The 23,956-nt window shown below is 65.6% G+C and carries 27 protein-coding genes, 1 tRNA gene and 1 other RNA gene; 18 read left to right on the top strand and 11 right to left on the bottom strand.

The genetic code is table 11. The features are described 5' to 3' along the window. Window positions 1–83: 83 nt before the first annotated feature. The 4 genes from MUH00_RS14955 (at window position 84) to MUH00_RS14940 (ending at window position 4,157) form a co-directional block, all read left to right on the top strand. Window positions 84–911, top strand: coding sequence for an alpha/beta fold hydrolase (locus MUH00_RS14955; RefSeq protein WP_246999895.1), 828 nt, complete (start codon window positions 84–86; stop codon window positions 909–911). A gap of 193 nt (window positions 912–1,104) precedes the next feature. Then, window positions 1,105–1,761 carry a MaoC family dehydratase gene (locus MUH00_RS14950; RefSeq protein ID WP_246999893.1) on the top strand — a complete coding sequence of 219 codons (657 nt, stop codon included), beginning with the start codon at window positions 1,105–1,107 and terminating at the stop codon, window positions 1,759–1,761. 38 nt (window positions 1,762–1,799) lie between these two features. Next, complete coding sequence (locus MUH00_RS14945; RefSeq protein ID WP_247004087.1) at window positions 1,800–1,958, top strand: hypothetical protein; 159 nt, start codon at window positions 1,800–1,802, stop codon at window positions 1,956–1,958. 99 nt (window positions 1,959–2,057) lie between these two features. Beyond that, window positions 2,058–4,157, top strand: coding sequence for an IucA/IucC family protein (locus MUH00_RS14940; protein ID WP_246999892.1), 2,100 nt, complete (start codon window positions 2,058–2,060; stop codon window positions 4,155–4,157). Here MUH00_RS14940 and MUH00_RS14935 read toward each other — a convergent pair whose 3' ends face one another. The 3 genes from MUH00_RS14935 to MUH00_RS14925 all read right to left on the bottom strand — a co-directional run bounded on the left by MUH00_RS14935 (window position 4,158) and on the right by MUH00_RS14925 (window position 6,053). After that, the gene (locus MUH00_RS14935) at window positions 4,158–4,586 is read right to left on the bottom strand and encodes a VOC family protein (protein ID WP_246999890.1); all 429 of its coding nucleotides are present in this window, start codon (window positions 4,584–4,586) and stop codon (window positions 4,158–4,160) included. Window positions 4,587–5,112: 526 nt separating this feature from the next. Continuing rightward, window positions 5,113–5,799, bottom strand: a complete 687-nt coding sequence (locus MUH00_RS14930) for an SRPBCC family protein (protein WP_246999888.1) — start codon at window positions 5,797–5,799, stop codon at window positions 5,113–5,115. Then, the gene (locus MUH00_RS14925; protein WP_246999886.1) at window positions 5,796–6,053 is read right to left on the bottom strand and encodes a hypothetical protein; all 258 of its coding nucleotides are present in this window, start codon (window positions 6,051–6,053) and stop codon (window positions 5,796–5,798) included. Before MUH00_RS14925 ends, MUH00_RS14930 begins: the two co-directional genes overlap by 4 nt. A 267-nt stretch (window positions 6,054–6,320) precedes the next feature. Here MUH00_RS14925 and MUH00_RS14920 point away from each other — a divergent pair, with 267 nt between their 5' ends. After that, the gene (locus MUH00_RS14920) at window positions 6,321–7,241 is read left to right on the top strand and encodes a DUF7983 family protein (RefSeq protein WP_246999884.1); all 921 of its coding nucleotides are present in this window, start codon (window positions 6,321–6,323) and stop codon (window positions 7,239–7,241) included. Between the two features lie 42 nt (window positions 7,242–7,283). Here MUH00_RS14920 and MUH00_RS14915 read toward each other — a convergent pair whose 3' ends face one another. From MUH00_RS14915 to MUH00_RS14900, 4 genes are all read right to left on the bottom strand, one after another. Next, window positions 7,284–7,841: a uracil-DNA glycosylase gene (locus MUH00_RS14915; protein WP_246999882.1), complete on the bottom strand. Its 558-nt coding sequence runs from the start codon at window positions 7,839–7,841 to the stop codon at window positions 7,284–7,286. A 125-nt stretch (window positions 7,842–7,966) separates the two neighbouring features. Beyond that, window positions 7,967–8,311, bottom strand: a complete 345-nt coding sequence (locus MUH00_RS14910; protein WP_246999880.1) for a hypothetical protein — start codon at window positions 8,309–8,311, stop codon at window positions 7,967–7,969. Window positions 8,312–9,267: 956 nt separating this feature from the next. Beyond that, a complete protein-coding gene (locus MUH00_RS14905) occupies window positions 9,268–10,695 on the bottom strand; it encodes a sodium-dependent transporter (protein ID WP_246999879.1) in 1,428 nt (475 codons plus the stop codon). A 1,262-nt stretch (window positions 10,696–11,957) separates the two neighbouring features. Continuing rightward, a tRNA-Arg gene (locus MUH00_RS14900) sits at window positions 11,958–12,032 on the bottom strand. A gap of 152 nt (window positions 12,033–12,184) precedes the next feature. On the opposite strand from MUH00_RS14900, the gene MUH00_RS14895 reads away from it, so the two are divergent. The 6 genes from MUH00_RS14895 (at window position 12,185) to MUH00_RS14870 (ending at window position 15,896) form a co-directional block, all read left to right on the top strand. Beyond that, window positions 12,185–12,367 carry a DUF7511 domain-containing protein gene (locus tag MUH00_RS14895; RefSeq protein WP_246999877.1) on the top strand — a complete coding sequence of 61 codons (183 nt, stop codon included), beginning with the start codon at window positions 12,185–12,187 and terminating at the stop codon, window positions 12,365–12,367. A 93-nt stretch (window positions 12,368–12,460) separates the two neighbouring features. Next, on the top strand, window positions 12,461–13,318 hold the full coding sequence (locus tag MUH00_RS14890; RefSeq protein WP_246999875.1) for a geranylgeranylglycerol-phosphate geranylgeranyltransferase: 858 nt from the start codon (window positions 12,461–12,463) through the stop codon (window positions 13,316–13,318). A 182-nt stretch (window positions 13,319–13,500) separates the two neighbouring features. Further along, complete coding sequence (locus tag MUH00_RS14885) at window positions 13,501–14,127, top strand: RAD55 family ATPase (protein ID WP_246999873.1); 627 nt, start codon at window positions 13,501–13,503, stop codon at window positions 14,125–14,127. 122 nt (window positions 14,128–14,249) lie between these two features. After that, a complete protein-coding gene (locus MUH00_RS14880; RefSeq protein WP_246999871.1) occupies window positions 14,250–14,666 on the top strand; it encodes a CoA-binding protein in 417 nt (138 codons plus the stop codon). A 157-nt stretch (window positions 14,667–14,823) separates the two neighbouring features. Then, entirely contained in the window at window positions 14,824–15,477 is a 654-nt protein-coding gene (locus MUH00_RS14875) for a helix-turn-helix domain-containing protein (protein WP_246999869.1), read from the top strand. A 137-nt stretch (window positions 15,478–15,614) separates the two neighbouring features. Next, complete coding sequence (locus MUH00_RS14870; protein ID WP_246999867.1) at window positions 15,615–15,896, top strand: DUF7344 domain-containing protein; 282 nt, start codon at window positions 15,615–15,617, stop codon at window positions 15,894–15,896. Between the two features lie 12 nt (window positions 15,897–15,908). Here MUH00_RS14870 and MUH00_RS14865 read toward each other — a convergent pair whose 3' ends face one another. Then, entirely contained in the window at window positions 15,909–16,889 is a 981-nt protein-coding gene (locus tag MUH00_RS14865; protein ID WP_246999865.1) for a PLP-dependent cysteine synthase family protein, read from the bottom strand. A 94-nt stretch (window positions 16,890–16,983) separates the two neighbouring features. Further along, a complete protein-coding gene (locus tag MUH00_RS14860) occupies window positions 16,984–17,319 on the bottom strand; it encodes a DUF5798 family protein (RefSeq protein ID WP_246999863.1) in 336 nt (111 codons plus the stop codon). A 238-nt stretch (window positions 17,320–17,557) separates the two neighbouring features. Here MUH00_RS14860 and MUH00_RS14855 point away from each other — a divergent pair, with 238 nt between their 5' ends. The 6 genes from MUH00_RS14855 (at window position 17,558) to MUH00_RS14830 (ending at window position 21,822) form a co-directional block, all read left to right on the top strand. Continuing rightward, window positions 17,558–17,929 (top strand): Hsp20/alpha crystallin family protein, encoded by a 372-nt coding sequence (locus tag MUH00_RS14855; RefSeq protein ID WP_246999862.1) that lies wholly within the window; start codon window positions 17,558–17,560, stop codon window positions 17,927–17,929. Window positions 17,930–18,100: 171 nt separating this feature from the next. Then, complete coding sequence (locus MUH00_RS14850; RefSeq protein WP_246999861.1) at window positions 18,101–18,607, top strand: hypothetical protein; 507 nt, start codon at window positions 18,101–18,103, stop codon at window positions 18,605–18,607. A 125-nt stretch (window positions 18,608–18,732) separates the two neighbouring features. After that, window positions 18,733–19,275, top strand: coding sequence for a flagellar basal body L-ring protein FlgH (locus MUH00_RS14845; RefSeq protein ID WP_246999860.1), 543 nt, complete (start codon window positions 18,733–18,735; stop codon window positions 19,273–19,275). A gap of 54 nt (window positions 19,276–19,329) precedes the next feature. Continuing rightward, window positions 19,330–19,641, top strand: an RNA gene (gene ffs / locus MUH00_RS14840) — signal recognition particle sRNA. Window positions 19,642–20,050: 409 nt separating this feature from the next. Next, a complete protein-coding gene (locus tag MUH00_RS14835) occupies window positions 20,051–20,779 on the top strand; it encodes a helix-turn-helix domain-containing protein (RefSeq protein WP_246999859.1) in 729 nt (242 codons plus the stop codon). Between the two features lie 107 nt (window positions 20,780–20,886). Beyond that, window positions 20,887–21,822: a DMT family transporter gene (locus MUH00_RS14830; RefSeq protein WP_247003981.1), complete on the top strand. Its 936-nt coding sequence runs from the start codon at window positions 20,887–20,889 to the stop codon at window positions 21,820–21,822. A 262-nt stretch (window positions 21,823–22,084) separates the two neighbouring features. On the opposite strand, the gene MUH00_RS14825 is transcribed toward MUH00_RS14830, so the two are convergent. Beyond that, window positions 22,085–22,333, bottom strand: coding sequence for a YhbY family RNA-binding protein (locus MUH00_RS14825; protein WP_246999858.1), 249 nt, complete (start codon window positions 22,331–22,333; stop codon window positions 22,085–22,087). 70 nt (window positions 22,334–22,403) lie between these two features. Then, window positions 22,404–22,682, bottom strand: a complete 279-nt coding sequence (locus MUH00_RS14820) for a ribonuclease P protein component 4 (protein ID WP_246999857.1) — start codon at window positions 22,680–22,682, stop codon at window positions 22,404–22,406. Between the two features lie 137 nt (window positions 22,683–22,819). Here MUH00_RS14820 and MUH00_RS14815 point away from each other — a divergent pair, with 137 nt between their 5' ends. Next, entirely contained in the window at window positions 22,820–23,905 is a 1,086-nt protein-coding gene (locus tag MUH00_RS14815; protein WP_246999856.1) for a glycosyltransferase family 4 protein, read from the top strand. The last annotated feature ends 51 nt before the right edge of the window (window positions 23,906–23,956 follow it).

The raw sequence follows: 23,956 nt of genomic DNA, 5'->3' as shown, positions 1-23,956 counted from the left end.
GGCCACCGGCGGCGAACCCCCCGATCGCGCCAACCGAAACGCAACCCGGCGAACTTTAGGTCTCCGACCCCCAGAACAGTGAGATGCCAGAACTTACGCGCGAAAACGGTACCATCTGGTACGAGACGACGGGCGACGGATCACCGCTCGTCTTCGTCCACGGCGGCTGGATGAACGGCGAGGCGTGGGCCCCGCAGGTCGATCGGTTCGCCGACGAGTACCGGGTCGTCACGCTCGACGTCCGGGGTCACGGCAAGACGGGCCCGACCGAGCCGGATCGATACTCGATCGAACTCTTCGCCGACGACCTCGAGGCGCTGCTCGGCCACCTCGACCTCGAGGACCCGGTTCTCTGCGGGCTCTCGCTGGGATCGATGATCGTCCAGGAGTACCTGTCCCGACACCCTAATCGGGCTTCGGGCGCGATCCTGGGCGGCGCGATCCGGTCGCTGCCGCCGATCGATCTGCCGCCGGGGGTCAAATCGGCCGCGTCGCCGCTGCCGCTGCTCTCGACCTCGCTCGCGATGACGGGGCCGAAGACGACCTTTCGAACGATGCTCGGCTCCATCCGGACGACGACGGGCAAGCCGTGGCTAGCGTGTACGCCCGAGGTTCGCGAAACCGCGCTGGACGCCGTCGGCGACGTGTCGCGATCCGAGTTCCGGAAGGTGTTCGGGGCGCTCTATCGGTACGAGCCGCCGGCGCTCGATCGCGTGGCGACGCCGACGCTCGTGATCCACGGCGCCCACGAGGCCCCGCTCGTGAAGAAGCAGGGCCGGCGGGTCGCGGCGACCGTCGCCGACGGCACCTGGCTGACGATCGACGGGGCGGCCCACCTCGTCAACCAGGATCGTCCGGAAGCGTTCAACGACGCCAGTACGGCGTTCCTCGACGATCGCGTCGGTGCGTGATCGCCCGCGTACCGGTACGCACCCGTCCGTTTTCGGGCCGATCGAATCGATCGGTCTCCGCCTCGCCCAAAGTGTGTTGGAGCCGAATAGAAGGTTCCCGACGTGTTAGGGCGGGGTGACACTCGGAACTGCGCGGATCCGTCGGCCACGGAACGTCCTTCCGGCGATCGATCCGTCGCGCGTCGAGTAACCAATGAGTAGCCAATCACCGCACTCCGACGACGCCGACGCGACGTCGATCAACGAGCACTGGGCGACCATCTCGCAGCACGTGATCAACAGTTACGTCGAGGCCAACAACGCCGTGTTGGCGGCGATGGGGCTGACACCGTCCGCGTCGACAGCGTCCCCGTCGCGGGACGCGTCAACGTCGACGCCCACGCCGGTTTCTGCGGTCGCGTACGGCGACGAACAGTGGACGACGGAGCGATCGACGGACGACCTCGACGAGCTCGGCGTCGGCGACGTCGTCCGGTTCGGGAAGCCGATCACGGAGGCCGACGTCTCTGCGTTCGCGCAGGTCAGCGGCGATACGAACCGCCTCCACCTCGAGGACGAGTTCGCCGAGGAAACCCGATTCGGCGGGCGTATCGCCCACGGAACGCTCGTCGGCGGGACGATCAGCGCCGCGCTGGCCCGGTTCCCAGGAACCACGATCTACCTCTCGCAGGACCTCGAGTTCCTCGCGCCGGTCGACATCGACGACGAGGTCACCGCCGAGTGCGAGATCGTCGAGATGCTCGGCGACGACCAGTACCGGGTCCGAACGACCGTGACGAGCGACGACGAGACCGTCGTCGACGGCGAGGCGGTCGTCATGATCACGGACTCGCCCGCCGCGGACGAGTAGTCGGCGCGAGCCGACCGACCCCACCGCGGACGTCGGAGGTGGTCACCCTGCCAGTCACGATCGTCTGCGCGAACTGCGAGCACGAACACCGGATTCCGGAGCGGCCGCTCGATCGGGATCGCGGCGGAACCGTCTGTCCCGCCTGCGGCGAGCGCGGGTATGCGGTTCGACACGCCGGGCTTCAGTGGCATCCGTGATCGCCCGCCGGACCGCGTTCGTCCACGAGGTCGATCGCGGCGTTCGATTTTGGAAACCCTGCACGGACTTCTTGGTGCTACTGCTCGTATGGGACGACGATGACGGATCGGACCGATCCGCTCGCGGTGCGCCCCAGAACCGACGCCGAGCGGGACGCGTTCGCCGCTGCGACGCGGTACGCCGACGCGAACGGCCTCGAGCCCCCGCCCGAACGCGCGTATCTCGCGGCGCTCCCGATCGCGCGATCGATCGTTTCCCGACGGCTGGTTCGCGGCCTGCTCCGCGGCGATCCCCACGCGCTGTCCGAATCGACGATCCGCGCCGTCGACGACGCGGCGGCCGCGATCCGCGCCGCGCTCCCCCGGTCCGAAGACGCGGACGAGCCGCCCCTCGAGTCGCGGGTTCCGGACGCGTGCGATCGAATCGCAGTACTGCCGATGCCGGACTCCGAAACCGTCGTGGCCGCGCCGATCGACGGGCGCTACGGCTACGATCGACTGCGTCTCGCGGAGCCGATCCGTCTGGCGACAGCCGACGGAGTCCGGACGCTCGCCCACCCGACCGAACTCGTTCCCCCGCTCCGACGAGCGGGCGCGTTCTGCGACGATGCGCAGGCGGATCGGATCGAACGCGAACTGGCCGAGAGCACCGCGAACCTCGCGCTGGCTCGCGCGGTTCACCGGATCCACGCGGCCGAATTCGAGCCCGGCGAGCCAGTCCTTGGCCTCGCTTCGAGGGTGGGCGGCGGCGCCGACTCGATCGTCGATCGCATCCCCGCCGCCGACGCTCCCGCCGCGCTCGAGCGACTCGTGACCGACGGCCACCCGCTGCACCCGAGCGCGAAGATCCGCTGCGGCATGTCGGCGACGGACGGGCTGACGTACGCTCCGGAGTGTACGGACGCGATCGACGTTCACTTCGTCGCCGTCCGCGCCGATCGGGCGCGGGAGACGTCGATCGACGATCGGTCGCTCACAGATCGGCTCTACGCGGCGTTCGACGGGCTCGGCGAGGCGGTCTCGCGGACGGTCCCGTCCGACGCGGACGAGTACGTGGCGATTCCCGTTCACCCGTGGCAGTTCTACCACGAGATCCTCGATCGGTACGACGACCGACGGCGGGACGAAACGGTCGTTCCGATTCCGGGGTACACGCGGCCGGCGACGCCGCTGCTCAACCTCCGAACCGTCGTGCCGTTCCGGGGCGACGAGACCGAGGACGGCGAGACCAGTGAGGCGCCGCCCCACTGCAAACTCGCGATCGGCGTCCAGTTGACCAACGTCGAGCGGACGGTCTCCCCGCAGGCGGTCCACAACGGTCCGCGCGCGACGCGACTGCTCGACGCGATCGCCGCCGAGGAGGCGTTTTCGACCCTCGGCTTCCTCGCGGAACCCGCGGGGACCTGCTACTACCCGCCCGGCGGCCCCCACGTCGAGGGCGAGGCGTACCACGACGTCCGGCACCTCTCCGCGTTGCTCCGATCGAATCCCCGAAATCACCGCTTCGCCGGCGACGATCGACGCGTCGTTCCGGCCGCCGCGCTCGTCGCGAATTCACCCCCGACGGGGGTCCCCCTGGTCCGCGAGGCCGTCGATCGGTACGCGGCGGCGACCGAGACGACTGCTCTCGCGGACGGGGCGCGATCCTTCGTCACCGCGTACGTCGAGGCCGTCGTTCCCGATCAACTCCGTCTGCTCTCGGCGTACGGCATCGCGCTCGAATCACACCTCCAGAACAGCTACGTGGTCTTCGAGGGCGGTCGGCCGGTCGCGACGCTCGTCCGCGACTTCGGCGGCATCCGCGTCCACGAGGGCCGGTTGGCCGATCGGGGGCTGTCGATGGGTATCTACCCGAACTCCGACCTCGAGGCCGACGGCGAGCGGGACCTCTACTGGAAGCTCTACTACGCGCTGTTTCAGAACCACCTGACCGAACTGTTCGTCGCGCTGATCGAGTCGACGCCGCTCGAAGCCGACGACTGCTGGGCGATCGTTCGCGAGCGCTGCCGCTCGGCCTTCGACGCGGTCCGCAGCGACGGGTCGGTCCCGGAGGCGCGGGTCGATCGGGACGAGACCGCGCTGTTCGCCGATCCGGCGACGCACAAGGCGCTGACGACGATGCGACTGGAGGGAAAGCGTCACGAGTACGCCACCAGTCCGGTGTCGAACCCGCTTGCGGGCCGATCGGGATCCCGATAATTAGGGCTCGAACTCCACTCCCGTTACATCCTCGAACGTTCGCGTCGGATCGACGGGTTCGGTGAACACCAACGTGTATCCGTCCGGATCGGCGATCACGACCTCGCGCGTATTGTGCGCGGTTTCGGATGGCCCCTCGACGATCGTGTCAGCCTGTTTCGCCCGCTCGGCGATGTCGGCGACGGTCTCGCTCTCGACGGTGAAGTAGATGTCTACGCCGCGTCCCTGCCCATCGGGATCGATCTCGGCCTCGCTCGGGACGAGCAGGATGTCGGCGTACTTCCGATAGCGAAGGTGGGTGAGACCCGGCATCTGGAAGATGATCCCGAAACCGAGGACGTCCCGGTACCACTCGGTCGACTGCGTGACGTCGGAAACCTCGAGGCGATCGAACATCGGCATCGGATAGATTTCGTCGTCGGAATTCATCGTGCGTTCTCCGCCGCGGAATCGGGTTCAGCCGGCGTCCGCTCGAGTTCCGAACCGATCGGTCGTTCGTGCGTCGTCCGGCCCTTCAGGACCGGAAACTGGATGGATAGTTGCATTTCTTCGTGAAGGTCGCAGCGGTGCATTCGCTCCCCGTGTGGGAGCCTCGATTCTGTGAGGTTGGCGCTTGACCCCACTCTACGTGGACGTGCGTAGTGCGGAGAAAACGGAAAATGCGAACGGACGTTACAGCATCATCGTACCCGGTAGTCACTCGCAGTCATAAATATTCCTGCCGATGGTGTGCGACGCGTTAGTTCATCACCAGGTGCGAAAGCTACCGATCTGCGGTGCGATCCGGCGGGGAACCTGTGGATTCCGATATTCCACGACCAGCCACGAACCGTAGCGAACGGCTATCGGGACCGGACGGTCGGACTACTGGACCGGGTTCGACCTGTTCTTCCTGTGCCGATTCGGCCTAGGGGTCCACGCGAAGCGGGCGAACGCCCGACGGAACTCGGCCGCGCTAGTCGGACGACGTACTATCGTCACGGCGGCGGCCTGCGACGGAGCCGACGGCCGTGGATATCAGCCCGAAGAGGGTTTTCGGTGACAACACGGTGCGAAGAGAGGTCGGGCCGGGCGGCGGTGGTATCTGGTGGCGTTCGTCCCCGGTTGCCGCGCGACGGGCCAGTTCCAGACGCAGGCTCTCCTCTCCGCGGGCCATCGCCCACTGGTGATTCGCCTCGAAGACGGGACGCAACAGGAACGAGAATCGGCGCAGTAGCGGCTTCTCGGCGCGCACCCGCCACTCGTAGGTCACCGCTACCTGGTCGCCGTCCTGGCGCAGCGTCCACTCCCCTCGTCCGACGAAATCGCCCTGCGCCTCAAGGGCGAATCCGTGCGGGTAGTCGGATTCCGTGACGCGAAAATCCCAGCGCAGCGTGTAGGGCAGCCACCCCGTCGTATACAATGAAACCTCCTTGCCGATACCGTCCTCGTCGCCCGGCTTCGTCAACTGCGCGTCGAGGTACACGGAGGGCCACCAGCGCGGCAGGTCTGTGGGGTCCGAGAGGACGTCGGCGACTTCCTCCACGGTCCCCTGCACGCGCCAGCGAGTGACGAAGTGGTACTCCGTCGCGCTCGTCGACGGCGCGTTCGACCGCCCCGGTCGCACCCGCTGGAGAATCCGCGCGAGAGACCGCAACGTCATGCGTCGGTTCCGGCTTCGTTTCGATACGCGAACGCGACGAGTCCGAGTATCCGGAGCGGGCCGCCGATGAAGAGCCAGCTCGTGGAGCGACTCCGGTCGAAATCCGTGCGCGCGGCGACGACGGCGAGCATCAGGGCGATGGGAACGGCCAGGGCCTGCAGGAGATATCGAGTCCCGTTCATCACTCGCGCGGTGAGCGTCGAGAGCGTCCGCGGCCGGCCGGCCGTCATTCGCTCGGGGGCGACTGTCATCATCGGAGTACTAACACCCGTTTGAGTGCCGAGGGAGACTGTAACTATGGTAATCGAGAGACGACGGGATCTCATAAATCTGGCGACGGCTCGAGTACTCACGCGACGGCTACGGCCGATCGGTAGCTGTTCGACGTACAGGGTGACTCGCCGAAGTGCCGTAGAGCCGCCGAAATCGATCGCGATCGGTCCCGCCGCCGGGGGCGACCGAACCCGAACCCGGCGAGTACGCGGCCGTCACTTTTGCGGATTCGGAGCAAACGATCACCCATGAGCGAACTCTGGCATCGTCTTCAGCACGTCTGCGACAGTCTCGATCCGGGGACGGTGCTGGTCACGCCCGTCTCGGAGCGATCGTTCGAGATCGAGGCGGTCGACGAGGACCGGATCGCAGTCCGGTTTCGGGACAGCGGCGAGGACCGATCGCTCCGCCAGGCGCAGTTCGACGTGTTGATCGATCGTCTCGACGACGGCCCGCTCTCGATCGACGCGCTCCCGCCGGGCGTCGAACCGTACGCGGCCGTGTTGAGCCTCTCGGAGGAGTTCGGCTCCGACGGCGAGACGCTCTCCCGAGACGACGAGGCGACCGCGGGAGAGAGCCCGCACCTCGTGCCGCCCGAGGAGGCGCGGACCAGACCCGAGCGCGTCCACGACGACGCCGTGTTGCTCGCCGACCTGCTCGATCGACTGGACGCCGACGCGGACGATCTGCCGGCGCTCGACACCGAGACGCTGACCGACCTGTACGTGCTCCTCTCGGACGTCCAGCGCGGCGCCGATCGGCTCAGACGCGGCGCGAGAGAGCCCCTGCTCGATCGACTCGGCCCCGAGCAACGGCTGCACGGGCGGTTCGGGACGATCCGGCGAACCACCCGCGAGCGGCGGCACCCCAAAGACGACGAGGTCGTCCTGGACGCGCTCGACGAGCACGGCATCCCGCACGAGTGGGTCCTCGGCGTCGATCGAGAGAAGTTAGACGTCGTTCTGGCGGCGACGGATCTGGACGAGGACGCGGTCTACGACGTCGACGAACAGGTGTACGTCCAGAAGACGGGCGTCGACGAGGGCGAGAAGGTCTCTCGGCTGCAGGGGCTGGCCGATCGGCTCGCCGACGCCGACGTGGACGAGGGTCTCCACGAGGAACTGGCCGATCTCGAGCAGCGAATCGACGAGGCGCTTTCGGCCGGCTGATCCGGCCGTCGTCCCGATCGGCCGCAGCGCGCGCCTCACCGCTCAGGCTCGGTCGAACGCGGCCGCCAGATCCGTCTCGATCACCTCGACCTTGCTCCGATCGTACAGCGCCGCAGCCGGGTGAAACGACGGCACGACGAGCCGTCCCTCCCGTTCGATCTCCCGGCCGTGCAGGTCGGTGATCGTCTCGTCGGTATCGAGGATCTGCCGCGCCGCGAAACTCCCGAGCGGGACGAGCACCGCGGGATCGACGCGATCGATCTCGGCCTCGAGCACGGGCCACCACCCCTCGATCTCGGCGACGTGCGGATCGCGGTTCTCCGGCGGCCGGACCTTCACGAGGTTCGTGATGTACAGGTCCCCCCGATCGTGGTCGATCGTCTCGAGCGCGCGGTCCAGCTGCGCGCCGGCCTGGCCGACGAAGGGTTCGCCCTGGGCGACCTCCTGTTTGCCCGGCGCTTCGCCGACGAGCACCACGTCCGCGGACAGCGGCCCGCGACCGGGGACGAATCGCTCGGGATCGCGGTGCTCGTCCGGGACCGTCTCGAGTGCGCCGGCGAACTCGGTCTCGAACGTCCAATCGAGGTCTCGATCGCTCATCGTGCGGGCGTACAATCGTGACGGGGAACACCCTTTCCCCTACGTGTTCATCCCCGGCCGTCGGCTGTGTGACTTCTCGGGGGCACACTCGCACCGATTCGATCCGGCTTCGGATAGCGACCTTCTCAGCCGTTCGTCGTCGTATTTTCTGCCGCCGGTTCCACGTCGGCAGTGAGGAGGTCAACGCCGAGTGCGATGAACGCGAGGTAGAGCGGCGCTTCGATCCCTACTGCCGGTACTCCGACGAGAACGAGTGGACTGAGGACGAACACGGCCGGGAGAGTCACGGCGAACAGCCCGGCCGATAGCCGGCTCGCGTTCGTCCTCGTCCAGAGGACGATTCCGTAAAGCGAGCCGAAAATCCGTATCCCGAAGGACGCGGCGCTGACGAGGGTCGCCACCGGCGAGATCGGGATTCCGAACAGTCCACGAGTTATTCCCAGCACGACGATCGTGCCCGCATAGCTCATCACCGACACGGCCAGCGCAACGGCGACGCCCCGTCCGGCGTTTCCGTACCTGGGTCCGTATCGAGCGTGGCCTCCCGCTAACGCGACTACCAGCAGGGCGTAGCCGATCGGCGTTATCCGGCTAATTGCTCCGGGATCGATACCGGTCCAGCTCGGCTGATCGAGAGGCTAGCTAGGACGAGCCCGCCGATGATCCCCGCGAGGCCCGCGAGTTTCAGTCGCCGCGGCGTCCGCCATGTCGTAGGGAACACGTGAATCGGGTCCGCTCGGTTCGATGACATCGGCTCAGCCCTCGCCCCCTCCGAAGCGCGGGGCGCCGATAGCAAGGGAAGGACAGCCGCCAGACCGGCGAGTGTGCACACCCCTTAAATACGGATGCCGGCGGCATCCAGGGATCGAACGAAACGGGCGAAATCATCGGATGTGACGTCGATAGAACGCCGGCTACGGGTTACGGATGCACACCGACTCGAAGGCGCGGCGTGGTACCGGAAGCAGCCGAGCACTCCTGCTGTCCGCTCTTGCCGAACTAGAGTTCATAAATACCTCGCGCAGAGATGCGGGTCCAGCGATCGGGCTTCCGTTCTTATCGACGGACCCACGGTCTGTGTAGCTATGAAACCCGTCGTGAACAGAGAACGGATCGCGTTCGCATCCAGCGTAGCCTACGTGTGGGGGTGATGAACTGATCGAGGCCGTGCGTATCTCGGAGGAGAGATCGATGCGAGCGAATTTGAGAATATCGACTGATTTGTTCTAACGTAGGCTGGCAATCGCGTACTCTTGGCGGCTCACTTGTGCGACGGTCGCGGCCGCCGTCGACGGCGCCGGCCGACCGTAGTTGATTCTGAGTAGTGTCTGTAACTTCTTTTTCGTTGTCGGCTGAGATTCAAACTTCTCGACCACCGAATCGGCGGCTTGGAACAAAAGGTCCAGGTCACCAAGCTGACTGATCGTCAGTCCATGTTCTCGGTCGATTGAGGTCGATTCTTGGAAACGGAACGGCGGGCCACCAACACAAACGGCACCAGCGTTAGCAGCGTCACGACCAGCAACAGCCCCGTTCCCGCCGAGAACCCGATAAGGACCGTGACGTCGGCGTAGAACGTAAAGAGCAGGAACGTCGGGAAGAGGGTCCCGATCGCGTACCGCCACGGGATCGCTAACGGACGCGAGATCGGTCCCGCGCCGTTGAGGAATTCATCGATCGCGGCCGGACCGAGCACCCAGGCCGTGTACACCATGAACCCGGTCAGGCCGAGCACCAAGAATAGATCGACGAGGTGGTCCGCGAACAACGTGAACACCGCGGGGCTGAACGCATTCACGCCACCGGCGAGCGCGACCAACACGAACAGCCCCCAGGTCGCCGTCGACCGCTCGAGGTCGAACTCGTCGACCAAGAGCGAGACCGGGATCTCGAGCATGCTGATCAGGCTCGTCAGGGCTGCGAGGAGAACGACGAAGAAGAAGACCGCGCCGAGGAGTCGTCCACCGGGCAGGTTCGTGAACGCGCCAGCGATACCGACGAACAAAGCGCCGGGACCGCCCTCAGTCGGGCCCGGCGCGAACGAGAACAGCAGCGGGAACACCACGAGTCCGGCCAGGATGCCGACGGCGAGATTGAGCACAGCGATGGCGGAGGCGTCGAGGGGCAGCGAACGATCATCGTCGACGTAGGAGGCGTAAGTGATCATCGTTCCACCACCAATTGAGAGGGTGAACAAGGCCTGGCCGGCGGCCGATCCCAGCACCGACAAAAAGTTCTCCGCGAGGTAGGCGCCGTCAAATCCGAGGTAGAATTCATACCCCTGCGCGGCACCAGGCTGTTGGGCCGCCCAGATCGCGAGCGCGATGAGCAACACGACGATGCTGGGCATCATCACCTTCGTCGTCGCCTCGATGCCGCGTCTGATCCCCGCGGTGACGATCAGGGCTGTGGCCGCGAGGACAGCGAGCTGGTAGCCGAACGCTTCGGCACCGTAGCTGATCGCCGCGAAGTGGGTCTCAGGGGCCGCAAAATAGGCGCCCGTTGCGCTCTCGAGAAAGTACCGAAGGATCCAGCCACCGACGACACTGTAGAACGACATCAGCATGATCGAGGTGACGACACAGAGCGCGCCTAACGCTGTCCATGCGCGCGAACCGGCGAGCGATTTGAACGCCCCGACCGGGTTTCGATTCGACCGCCGACCAATCACGAACGCGGCCAGCAGCCCCGGCACTCCGACGACGAGGACGATGAGCAGATACAACAGCAGAAAGGCGCTTCCGCCGTTCTCCGCGGTCATCCATGGAAACCGCCAAATGTTCCCCAATCCGATCGCGCTTCCGACCGCGGCTAGAATGAATCCGGCGCGGCTTGCCCAACTCTCTCGTGCCATCCTGTCTCAGCGAATTAACTCGGCGTGTATAAGGATTATCGTTGAATCGATACGAATGATTGTGATGGTTCGTCAGAAACGGAATACTCGCCGAAAAACCGAACAACAACGATACTAACCGACATCTCGATAATGTATTCTATTTGATTGTTTGGGCTCAATCCTGGGCGGATTAGACAGGTACTTGACACAAATGACGATCATCACTCGTCCGTTCACTCGGTCCCACTAGCCTCGTTCTCGTGAGCAATCGTCATCCCACAATCGTGGATCGCGCCTGTACCATCGTAGTGCGACGATCGGTGCAGGGATGACGACCAGTTTCGCCCCATCACCTTGCGTCACTTTGCGGCTATCGGCGTAGAAGCCGTTGATTCCACTCATGAGCGGCCGTACTGGTTCTCCCCTCCCTCATAAATTCATAGGGCCGCCTGAGTGTCTGTGTAGATCGCCAGTGTATACGCTTTCCGGGCAGTCATCGGAAACCGTCGGATGACGACCCGATAAGGGGTGGTCAGAGGCACAGGGGGGTGACGGGCGAACTCACTGCCTTTTCGACGATCGGTTGTCGGGCAACGCGTCACCGATCGCATTTTACTAGCGCAAAAATGCAGTAGAGATCTGTTCTGTATAGGGTAAGCAGGTAACGAAACGGTGTTTGATTTCACTGGTGGCTGTTAGGAGCAACGTGCTGAATACAGAGGATATAGTCAGCATGCCCGTGAACTTCCAACGGATGGGTTGTGGACAAAACTTATTATTTCTTATCAAAAATAGAACGTGCATGGTACACTGCTCTGATTGTGAAGTAACGCTCTCGGAGAAAGAGGATGTTGAGTTCATAGAAATGGACGCTTCTATTGGATTTTTCGCATCGTCGAAACGATTCTACCTGATTGCGTGTGGTCACTGCGGCGCGGCAATCGGAGGCGGCGTAGCAGGAGCCAAGGCCTGATACGCCAACGTAGTAGCCGTAGTGTCTACATTTACTGTCGATAGTTTCGTTAAAAGCCTCCACTATCCAGTGCAAGATTTGTGCTCTGTATTCAGCATTACCTCGATAGACTATCACCGAACAAGAGTTTCAACAAAGCCAAATTAGTTACTTTGCGGAGTTGGTGGGCAGCCGAAGTTGTAGCGAACCTTTTGCCTTACGGGAGCGACGACCGACCCGTCACGTGTTGAAATCAAACGGTGCTGGCCGGCGCTCAGGCATCGAAATCGGCCGCTGTCCGGTCAATTCACGCCGAGAAGTGTCGGGATGGGCGCTGCAGGATTTGAACCCGCGACAACTTGGTCCGAAGCCAAGCACTCTGTCCAGACTGAGCTAAGCGCCCGCACCGTTTCTTTCCTGTCGGTCCCGTATAAGTCACTCGATTCGAACCGGTTTCGACAGGTTTCGACACACCGATCGGCCCGCACCACTTCTCACTGGCTGAAAACCGCCTGCGGGGGTCATGGGGCTGGCGAGACGACTTGAACACGTGCCATGACGGTACACGAGGCCTCCCGCCCCGAGGACAGTCGGACCGTAGCAGCGCCGCTCGAGCTACTCACCGACGACGAGGACACGTGGACGGCCGTCCCCGTCGACGCCCGCGGCGACGATCGGGTCACGCAGTGGCTCTCGATCGAAGCCGAGGGGCTTTGCGATCTCGAGGACTGGCAGTAGGGCCGCCGATCGCCCCTCCTCGTTCGATCCCGTCTGTACAGGTATTGTCCGCGGATCGTACCGTTTAACCGCTCCGACTGAGCACCTTCCGGTATGACAGCGGCGGAGACGGCCCGCGGGTTGCTCGAGCTGACACGGCCGGTAAACGCGATCGCGGCGAGCGTGCTGACGTTCGTCGGCGCCTTCGTCGCCGGCGGCGCGGCGGACCAGCCGATCGCGGTCGCGGCGGCCGTGGCCGCGACCGGGTTGGCCGTCGGCGCCGGAAACGCGATCAACGACTACTTCGATCGCGAGATCGATCGGATTAACCAGCCGCAGCGGGCGATTCCGCGCGGGGCGGTGAGCCCGCGAGGAGCGCTGGCGTTCAGCGGCGTCCTCTTCGCGGCGGCCGTCGCGGTCGCGCTCACCCTGCCGAAGGTGGCGGTCGCGATCGCGGCCGTGAACCTCGTCGCGCTGATCGCCTACACCGAACTGTTCAAGGGACTTCCGGGGGTCGGAAACGCGCTCGTCGCGTCCCTCGTGGGGAGTACGTTCCTGTTCGGGGCGGCCGCGGTCGGCGCCCTCGGCGTGCCGGCGGCGGTGCTGTTCCTCCTGGCGGCGGTCGCGACGCTGACCCGGGAGATCATCAAGGACGTCGAGGACCTCGCGGGCGATCGCGAGGAGGGGCTAAACACGCTGCCGATCGCGATTGGCGATCGGCGGGCGCTGGTCGTCGCGGCGGGATTGCTCGTGCTCGCGGTGCTGGCCAGTCCGCTGCCGTACCTGCTCGGCTACTTCGAGGAGGCGTACCTCGCGGTCGTGCTGCCGGCGGACGCGATCATGCTGTACGCGGCCTACGAGAGTTTCGACGATCCGACGGCTGGCCAGTCGTATCTCAAATACGGAATGTTCGTCGCGACGCTCGCGTTCGTCGTCGGTCGGGCCGCGCTCGGCGTTCCGGTCGCGAACTAATCGGGGGCGGCGGACGCGACGACGCGGATGCGCTCGGCGATCGAAATCGCCCGCCAGAGCCGGGAACTACAGTAATGAAAAGTATTATAAGCTGGTTGCTGCATTTTCATACCACACGACGGAGTAGACAACGGTACCAGCAGCGGTCGATCGGACGCTGGTGATGGATGTGAGTATCTGGTATGTATGACCTCGCAGACGTCCTCCCGGACGCTGAACTCGATCCCGGGTCGAACGTGCTCATCGCGGGCCCTCCACTGACCGGTAAGCGCCAGATCGCGCTCGATATTCTCGCGAGCGGCGCGGATCGCGGTGACGGGTCGATCATCATCACCACGAAAGACAGCGCGGATAAGGTCCTGGACGAGTACACTGCGCAGGTCGACGGAGACGCCGATATCGGCGTCGTCGACTGCGTGACGAAACAGCGCGGGATTGGCGCGGTCGACGACGACTCCCGAATCAAATACGCCTCGTCGCCGGTCGATATGACGGGAATCGGGATCAAACTCTCCGAATTCCTCCAGGAGTTTTACGAGGGCCGTGGTCGGACGGAGAGTCGCGTCCTCTTGTACTCGGTTTCGACCCTGCTCATGTACTCGAACCTGCAGACCGTGTTTCGATTTCTCCACGTCTTTACCGGGCGAATCCAGAGCGCGGAAGCCCTCGGCGTCTACGTCATCGACTCGACGGCCCATGACGATCAGACGATGAACACGCTCAAACAGCTGTTCGACGCGGTCATCGAGGTCGAAGCGTCCGACGACGAAGACGAGCCGAAGATTCGGACCGCCGGGCTCTCGACCTGAACGTCCGCTCCGGATTACGTTCGCTGCCGTTCTGGACCAATGGTGCGCCGCGGGGGATCAAACCTCGATACTGCACTGCCTCGACCCCGGAACGTTTATCGGCTGACTGCGTACCGCTGCGTATGCCGATCGACTCCGACGAAGCCGTTCGGGAGATCATCGAATCGCGCGCCGAGACGATCGCCGTCGTCGGCTGTTCGAGCATGCCCGGGAAGGCAGCCCACGACGTGCCGCGGTACATGGTCGAGCACGGATACCACGTGGTCCCGGTCAACCCCTTCGCCGACGAAATCTTCGGTCGCGAGGCGTACGACTCGCTGACCGACGTCGAGCAGGAAATCGACCTCGTCTGCGTGTTCCGGCCGAGCGAGGAGGTCGGCGGCGTCGTCGACGAGGCGATCGCCCGCGACGACGTCGACGTCATCTGGACCCAGCAGGGGATCCGCGACGACGAGGCGGCCGCCCGCGCGGAAGCGGCGGGTCGGGACGTCGTCCAGGATCGCTGTCTGATGGTCGAACACCGGCGACTGGTGGCGTGAACCGCTGGAGTAGTATCGCGTTCGACGTGGTGCCGGGAATCCTCGCGGGTGGTCTCGTCCTTCCGATCGCCTCTCGTCGCCCGTCGATCGAGACCGCGGGACTGCCGTCGACTTCGAGAGGCGCTCTGCTTATCACCGCTGCGATCCTGCCGGGAGCATGAGTCTCTTCGGAGAATTCCACGTCCCCTCCGACGCCTTCGCGCTCTCCCAAACGCTACACGAATCGCCCGGGACGACGATAGAGATCGAGCGAGTCGTCGCCACCGAGAAGATCCTGACGCCGTACTTCTGGGTCGCCAGCGACGACCCCGACGCGTTCGAAGCGGCCGTGGTGGACGATCCGTCGGTCCGCAACCTCCGGACGTTAGACGAGTTCGATCGTGCCACCCTCTACCGGGCGGACTGGACCGACAACGTCGGGACGATCGTCTACGCGTACACCCAGATCGGCGCGACGATTCTGGAGGCGACCGGACAAGACGGCCGGTGGGAGTTACGGATGCGGTTCGACGATCGGGAGCGACTCGACAAGTTTCGAGGCTACTGCGACGACAACGACATCCCCTTTCAGCTGATCCAGTTACACGAACTCGCACAGCCGCTGTCGGGGAGTCAGTACGGACTCACGGAGAAACAACACGAGGCGCTCGTGACCGCCTGGGAGCTGGACTACTTCACGTCGTCGGACGTGACGCTGACGGATATCGCCGCGGAACTCGGCATCAGCCAGCAGTCGCTCTCCCAGCGGCTCCACCGCGGGTACCACTCCCTGATCGGCGAGACCCTGATCGTCACCGCACCGTCGGAGTAGCCCTCCCGCGCGCCTTAAAGGACTGTGATAACAGCGTGCGTACTCATCGCCGATCACCGCCTACGACGAGTATGAAAGCGGACTCGTCACCCCTCGATACGGCGCTCGCTCTGTGTCGAAACGAGCGTCGCCGGGCCGTGCTCGCGATTCTTGCCGACGCCGATCGAACGCTCACCGCGCAGGATCTCGCGAAGGAACTCGCAACGCGAGAACGCGAGCGGCCGATAACGGACGTCTCGGGCGACCTCGTTACCGAGATATACGGACTCCTCCACCACGTTCACCTCCCGGCGCTGGCCGCCGCGAACGTCGTCGACTACGACCACGAGCGAGGGCGCGTCGAACGAACGGGTGAGACGCCGGAACTGGACGCGATCGTCGCGGCGTGTATGCAACTGGAACCGGCGTCCCCGTCGTAGTCCCCGGACCTCTTACGACGTCCACTCCTCGAACGATCGGTAGATTCCCTTCGAGAGGTAGCGTTCGCTCGAGTCGGGGAAGATGGTGACGATCGTGTCGTGTGGCGCGTCGACGGTCCCGGCGTCGATCTGCCTGGCGACCCGCTTCGCGGCGGCACAGGCCGCGCCCGCGCTCGAGGCGACGAGGTGGCCCTCCTCGCGTGCGAGCCGTTTCAACTCTTCGTGCGCGATCCGATCGGGAACCGCGTAGACGTCGTCGACCAGCTCCGGGTCGAACAGTTCGTTCGTCTCGACGTTGTGCGTGCCGATCCCCTCGATCTTGTACTCGCCCTCCTCGCGGTCCTCGCCGAGGAACTCGCCGTACAGCGATCCCTCGGGTTCGACCGCGGCGACGTACGTCTCGGAATCTTGCTCGAGCGCGTAGCGGGCGAGCCCCATGAGCGTTCCCGCGGTGCCGCAGCCGGCGACGACGGCGCCCACTTCGTCGTCGAGCGCCGCGTAGATCTCGGGGGCGGTCGTCTCGTAGTGCGCTTGCGTGTTCAGCGGGTTCGAGAACTGCTGCGGGACGACCGCGCCGTCCAGCTCCGCCGCGAGTTGGTGTGCGCGCTCGATCGCGCCGTCCATTCCGTCTTCGGTGGGCGTGTTGATGATCTCGGCGCCCAGCGCGGCCATCAGCTGCTGTTTTTCGACGCTGAACCGTTCCGGAACGACGAAGATCGCGTCGAGGCCGAGCTGTTCGGCCGCGATCGCGAATCCGATTCCCGTGTTCCCGGCCGTCGGTTCGACGATCGTCCCACCGGCGGGCACGTCGCCGCGTTCCAGCATCCGCTCGAGCATGAACCGGCCGATGCGGTCTTTGACGCTCGCGCCCGGGTTGAACGATTCGAGTTTCGCGTAGATCCTGACGTCGCCGGGCGCGTCGTGAACGCGAACGAGCGGCGTCCGACCGATCGTCTCCAGCACCGAGTCCAGCGGTCGCTCGTAAGCCGTCATGGTTCTGGCAAATGTTGCCCCGACTGATAGCTGTTACTAAAACCGGAGGTCGGTCGGAACCGTGGCGGTGGCCGGTTTCGAGGCCGATATCGGGCTACTCGGCGGTCACGTCGCCCGTGCCGGACGCGGCGTCGGATTCGTCCGTCGTATCGTCGGCGCCTTCGCTCTCGGCCGCGAGGTCGTCCGCCTCGTCGATCGCCGCCTCGGCGAGGATCCGCTCGCCGTCGAGGCCGTGTTCGTCGGCGATCGCGAGCAGCAACGCCCGCTGTTCGGCGAGCTGGTGATCCATCCGGCTGACGGTATCGTGCGTGTCGTCGACCTCCTCCTCTAGGTTTGTGATCCGTTTCTGTAGCTCCTGTACCTGCTTGTACATCGCCTCGGCGCGATCGGAGAGTCCCTGCAGCTTCTTCGCGGTGCTTCCGAGTCCCATGGGTGAGAGATATATCGACTGACTAATGGGCCTTTTCCTCTCCGCGGGGCCGCGGCGCTCTCGGCGCAGTGAGTACCGTCTTCTCGGTCGACGTTCGCCGGTCCGTTCCGACGCCGTTTTTCGTCGACGGCAGAAAGACGCTCCGAGCCGCCACCTTGGATAAGATAACATACCACATAATTCAAAGGATTTATTACGAACCGCATGCAATCGACAGCTGAATTCGAAGTGATCAGCGATGGTGCTCCGGCCAACGCCAAGCACCTGGACCCAGGGCCTCGACGTGCCCTCCCGGCTGTTCTGCGATCGCGACAGCACGGACTACGAACCGTACGAGGAGGACGACGAGTTCGTCCTCACGATCGATGTGCCGGGCTTCGAGACCGACGAGATTTCGCTGGCCTGGAACGACGGCGTCCTGAACGTCGCCGCCGAGCACGTCGACGACGAGCGCGGACGCAAGAAGACCGACCACCGTCGGTTCCGGTTCCCGGAGGACGTCGCCGAGGACGAGATCGGCGCCCAGTACACCAACGGCGCCCTCGAGACCTCCCTGTCGACGGCCGACCCGTCCACCCGCAGCACGGAGATCCCGCTCGAGGGCGAGTAACTCCTCGGCGCGATCGCCGGCGTAACGGCACCCGGCTTCCGCCGGCGAACCACACCCGCTCGGAGTCGGCGCGTGCGCGCCTCCGTCGCGTCGATCGGTCGTTCTGTTCCCGACCTCGTCGTACTCGCGCGTCGACCGGCTGCGAGAACTCCACCGACCTCAGCCACGACCATGCGACTTCGCGTAAAACCGCTCAAACGGAAGGACGGGGAAAGCGGGCTCGCATCGATCGACCGCGCGGCAATGGAGGAACTCGGCGTCAAAAGCGGGGAGTTCGTCGCGATCGACGGCTGCGACGGTCGAGTCATCGCCCGGCCGGCTCGATCGCCACGTCGAGGTCGGCGAATCCGACGAGGAGGCCCGCCGCGAGATCTTCGCGATCCACACCCGCGATCGGATCGAGGGGACGACGTCGACCTCGACGAACTCGCGACCGACACCGAGGGCTACACCGGCGCGGACATCGAGGCCGTCTGGCGCAAGGCCGCGATGACCGCGGTCCGCGAGCACGTCCGCGCCGGCGCGGCCGGCGAGCAGCGAGATGTCGAGTCGATCGAACTCACCGCCGCCCACTTCGAGGCGGCTCTCGAGGAGATTTCGCCCGACGCGGCGGCCGAGTTCGACGCCGAAACGGGCGACTTCGACGACGTGCTCGAAAAAGCCGGCGGCGAGGCGTAGGGGCGGTTCAGCCGCCGGCATCGTTCCGGGGCCGTCCGCCGGTCCGCGTCCGTCACTTCGCGCCGGCCTCCCGATTCCTCCTCGCGACGAGAAAGCATTTATTTTCTAACCCGAATGGGGATGATATGCGCCGCCGTCACCTCCTCGCTAGCACTGCCCTCTTCGCCGCCACCGCGGGGTGCTTTGCGGACGATCGGTCCCCCACCGAGACCGACGACCCGCCGACGCCGCCTGCGGTAACCGAACTCGAAGGGGACGCGGCCGACCCGCCGCTGTCCCTGTTCGCGCGCGATCTCGGCGTCGACGGCGCCGACGATGCGACCGCCGCGATCGCCGTCCGGATCGGCGACGACGGCGGCTCCCACTGGGTCGTCGCGATGGCCGATACCGACGACGCGATCGAGACGACCGTCTCCGTCGCTCGGTCAGACTCGTCCGACGAACCGCTGTACGAGGCGACTGTGGGGCTGTCCCGATCGACCTACGCCGCCGTCAACCTCAGGGAGCGCGACCGCTACGCGATCGCGTTCGAGTGGGACGACCACCGCGAGGTCGTCACCGTCGCAGAGCGCTACGTCGACTGTAACGAGTCGACCGGCGCCGTGCTGCTTGACCCCGACGGCGAGGCGGCGATCGTCGAAGAGACCGAACTAACCGAGTGCAATTGACTCGCCGTCCCGCGATCGGAGACGAAAGGCCCTTAAGTACCGATCGTCTACAGGATAGTGGATAGGTCGGGCAGTTAGGCCCTGCTCGCCACCCGCACTATGGCCTTCAGCGGGGACCGAACACCGCGGGCGTCCGGTCAGACCGGCCGGGGCCCCGGGAGCCAACGTGGAAGCCTCGTCCGTCGGGGACAGCGGTCCGCGGTGGCCGTCCGCAGGGACGACCCATCGCGGTTAATCGGCGACAGCCCATCAGGCGCGGAAGCGAGCAGTGGACCGCCGGACACCTGTCGCTCGACGGGTCGCGGGGTGGAGAAGGCAACCGGGATTCCCCCGGCCGGAACGCCGGGCAACCGCGGCTTCCGCATTCATACCTACCGATCTTTTACGCTGCGCTCTACTTCGACGACGACAGCTACGCTGCCGCACGTCTCGTCGACGCTCGGTAAAAGGTCGATCAAAAGCACCGGAAGACGTTCCTGCTCACTCCGCTGTGCGGGCTGCGACTTCCGAGGTTTCGTTCGCTTTGCTCACGAAACCACTCCTCCTTCCGTTCACGTCGCTCCCGTTAGTCGCTCGTTCACATCAGTCGTCGGTCCGCGCTCCCGACGGTCGCTCACGATCGATCGTAATGGCATATGCCTGCCTTTCTCCGAGTCGCGCGCCTCTCACTTCGTTCGAGACGCGTTCCCGGCCACGAGACTCGTACCGGTCGGATAGCTCACCCATTTACTGCTCCAACCGCAACACGGTTGGTCGTCCGCCGACAGGCATCCGTATGATCGAACTCGCGCTGACGGTTCGGCAGTGCGATTGCCCGTTGAGCGCGGCGAGCGCCGTCCACGACGTGGCGTTCGTGACCCCCCACTGGCACTACCACCACGATCGATCCCAGCTCGAACTCCGCGTCCTCGCCGAGGGGAGCGATCGGACGGCCGTCGAGCGCGGTCTGGACGTGATCCGAACCCACGAGGAGACGGACGCCTTCGAACTCCTCGCGAAACAGGGGCCCACGGCGCGGGCGCGGGTCACGATGGGGACGACGACGATGATGGGGACGGTCGTCGAGCACGACGGCTACCTCACTGGCCCGTTCGAGAACGTCGACGGGAGCGAACGGTGGGCGATCGGCTTCGACGACGAAGCCGCCGTCGACGGGGCGCTCGAGGCGTTCGAGACGCACGACGACGAGTACGAGATCCGATCGCGGCGGCGGCTCGATCCGGCCACGGTCCTCGAAGACGTCCGCGCCGGCGGCGTCGGCGCGACGGTGCTCGAGGGGGCGCGCCGGCTGACGGCGACCGAGCGGGAGACGATCCGCCGCGCCGTCGGCGCGGGCTACTACGACGTGCCCCGCGAGGCGACGCTCGGCGACCTCGCCGACGAGTTCGGAATCTCGGACGCCGCCGTCTCGAAGACGCTCCGTCGCGCCGAGGGGAAGCTTCTGGGACCGACGGTGGCCGCGCTCGCGTCGAGCGATCGCGACGATCGCACTCGCGTCGATTGAACGGACCGTTCGCCCGAAACTGATGGGGCCGCCAGTTCGGGGTTAACATCCTAACGGGAGCACCCATCCTCGGCTACTGCGTACGTTTCGACGTGATCTGGGATACGATGGAGTCGGGTTCGACTCCGCAGACCGTGTTGGCGACGATGTCGACCTATCTGTTCGCGCTGGCGCCGCTGGCCGCGGCCGCCCTGTGGGGCGGACTCTACGTCGTGAGCAAGTGGGGCTTCGATACCGTGCCGCCGCTGACGCTCGCGTTTCTGCGCGTCGTCGTCGGCGCGACCGCGTTGCTCACCGTGGTTCGCCTGACGTACCCGAGACGTCGGTTCTCCCGGCGCGATCTGGCTGGATTCGTCGCGCTCGGCGGAGCGGTCGCCGCCTCCCTGGCCACCCAGTTTCTCGGCACGGCGCTAACGACGGCGAGCCAGGGCTCGCTCATCACCGTGCTGACGCCGATCTTCACGATCGTCCTCGGCGTGACGATCCTCGACGAACGACTCTCGAAGCGCCTGCTGGTCGGCGTTCTGCTCGCCACCGGCGGAACGATCGTCGTACTGACCGGCCAGTACGATCCGTCGGAACTGGCCGGCGCCGCGACCACGGGGATCCTCATGCTCCTGCTCGCGAGCGCGACCTGGGCGCTGTACACCGTCTGGGGCAAACCGCTGATCGATCGCTATTCCGCGCTCGAGACGGCGACGTACTCCTGCGTCGCCGCCGTCCCGATGCTCGCGGTCCTGGTCCCGCTGGAGGTCGCGGTGACCGACGCCTCGCTGCGATCGATCGAGCCCACGCCCGAACTGCTCGTCGCGATCCTCTACCTCGGCCTGCTCGGGACGGCCGCGGCGTGGTATCTCTGGTACAAGGGAATGGAGTACGTCGACGCGAGCGTCATCTCGGCGTTTTTCTTCGCCCAGCCGATCGTCGGCGCGCTCTTCGGCGCGACCCTGCTCGGTGAATCGCTGGGTTCCCGGTTCGTCCTCGGCGGCGCCATCATGGCCGCCGGGGTGTACCTCGTTTCGACGACGCGAGCCGCGTCGTGACCGCCGGGTCGCGGGCGACGAAACTGGCGTACGGAAGTCGATCGACCCGGCGAAACGGGACGCAGGGGAACCATTGAAAATCCTTTCGAGACGCGTGTTCCGGCGGAACTACCGTTCGCTACGGGCGCGCCGATCGGTCGGAACGCGGCCGTATCCGGCTATCGATCGCTCAAACTAGCTCCGATCGCGGCGCCGAATGCGACGCCGATCGGACCGAGGTCGGACCCCTGCGCCGGATCGGCCTGCAGGGGCGGGAGTGCCATCACCGATACATCACCGCGGTGTGCCCTCGCGTGTCGACGAGGCCGGCGTTGACACGATCGGCGAGGTCGGCCGCCTTCTCCTCGGTCGACCCGCCCGCTCGCGCCGCCCGAAGGAACTTCACCTTCACGAGGTCGCGATCGGCGAGCTGATCGTTCAGTTCGTCGACGACCGAATCGATGCCGCTCTTGCCGACCCAGACGGTCACGTCGAGATCGTGGGCTCTCCGCTTCATCTCGTCGTCGTTCATAACCCCGGCTAGCGGTGCGATCCAGTTGAATCTTCGTAAAACGGTGCGTCCCGCCTCGCCCGCCGGACGGTCACTCCCGATACGGATACCGGGCGTGGGCGCCGCAGTCGCAGGTGATCACCACGTGTCCGTTCTGCAGCCTGACGCGGGCGTTCTTCCCGGGCCGGAGGTACGCGTCGCACTCGTCGCAGGTGAACCGTCTGAACTCCCGCGGTAGCGTGAGCCGATTTCGCTCCGCGACACGGCGAGCGAGACGGACGTAGTAGCGCGCCCGATCGTCCTTCCCCTCGGCGGCCGCCGCTCGAGCGAGGTCGTGGAGGCGATCGATCCGCTCGGCGGCGATGCTCATATCCGACCTTTCGTCGGTCGCCCTATTTGTGTTGTGCTCCGCCGCGCGGACCGTTCGGCCGGCCGATCCGGGCGGGATGTGAGAGAGACAGAGCGGTACTGTTTTCGGCTTCCCCCAAATCAGTTCGGACGAATCCCGTGCGCGTGCTCAACTATCTCGAACTGCCGTCGGTTCTCGAGCGAAGCGGCATCTCGACGGCCGCGGCCCAGCAGCGGACCGCCCTCTCGCGGATCGCCGAGGAGTCCGATCGCGAGGGCGACCTCGCGGTCGTCACCGATCCCTGGAACGGCTCCGCGAGAACGCTCCCGGCGCGACTGACCCGCGGCGAGTCGCCGATCGTCGACTACGACGTCGCACACTGTCACGCCATCGGTCCCGGGTCGCTCGCGATCGCCCGCCACGCGAGGCGAACTGGGCGGCCGCTCGTGTTGCACGCCCACGTCACCCGCGAGGACTTCCGGGACAGTTTCCGGGGGTCGAACGCGCTCTCGGGTCCGCTCGGCCGGTACCTGCGCCGGTTCTACTCGCAGGCCGATCTGGTCTGCTGTCCGAGCGAGCGGACGAAAACCCGCCTCGAATCGTACCCGGTCGACGCGCCGATTAGCCCGATCACGAACGGGGTCGACCGGGCGTCGCTCGCGGGGTACGAACGGTTTCGCGAGCCCGGTCGCGATCGGTTCGACCTCGACGGCCTCGTCGTCTTCGCCGTCGGCAACGTCTTCGAGCGGAAGGGCCTGTCGACGTTCTGCCGGCTCGCGCGCCGGACGCCGTACGAGTTCGTTTGGTTCGGCCCGTACGATCGCGGTCCGCTGGCGAGCCGAACCGTCAGACGGTGGACGGCCGATCCGCCCGACAACGTGACGTTTACGGGCTGGGTCGAGGACAAGCGGATCGCATTCGGCGCGGGCGACGTCTTCTGTTTCCCCACGCACGAGGAGAACCAGGGGATCGCGGTCCTCGAGGCGATGGCCTGCGGGAAACCGGTCGTGCTCCGGGACATCCCCGTCTTCGACGAGTTCTACACCGACGGCGTGGACTGTCTCAAGTGCGCGACCGAACGGGAGTTCCGCGAGGCCATCGATCGACTCGCCGCCGATCCGGCCCTCCGTCGGCGACTCGGGAAGCGTGCGCGGGAAACCGCCGCCGAACACGACCTCGGGACCGTCGGACGGCGACTCCTCGACTGCTACCAGCGGGTCGCGCGAACCGATCCCGCCGACTAAGGCCGCCTCACGGCCGATTTCGCGGCCGCTCGTCGATCAGGGGGGCACTTC

Origin of the sequence: Halosolutus gelatinilyticus, assembly GCF_023028105.1 — an archaeon.
GTDB classification, from domain to species: domain Archaea; phylum Halobacteriota; class Halobacteria; order Halobacteriales; family Natrialbaceae; genus Halosolutus; species Halosolutus gelatinilyticus.
Note: the sequence above shows the minus strand (reverse complement) of the source record. Positions and strands in the feature narration are given on the sequence as shown.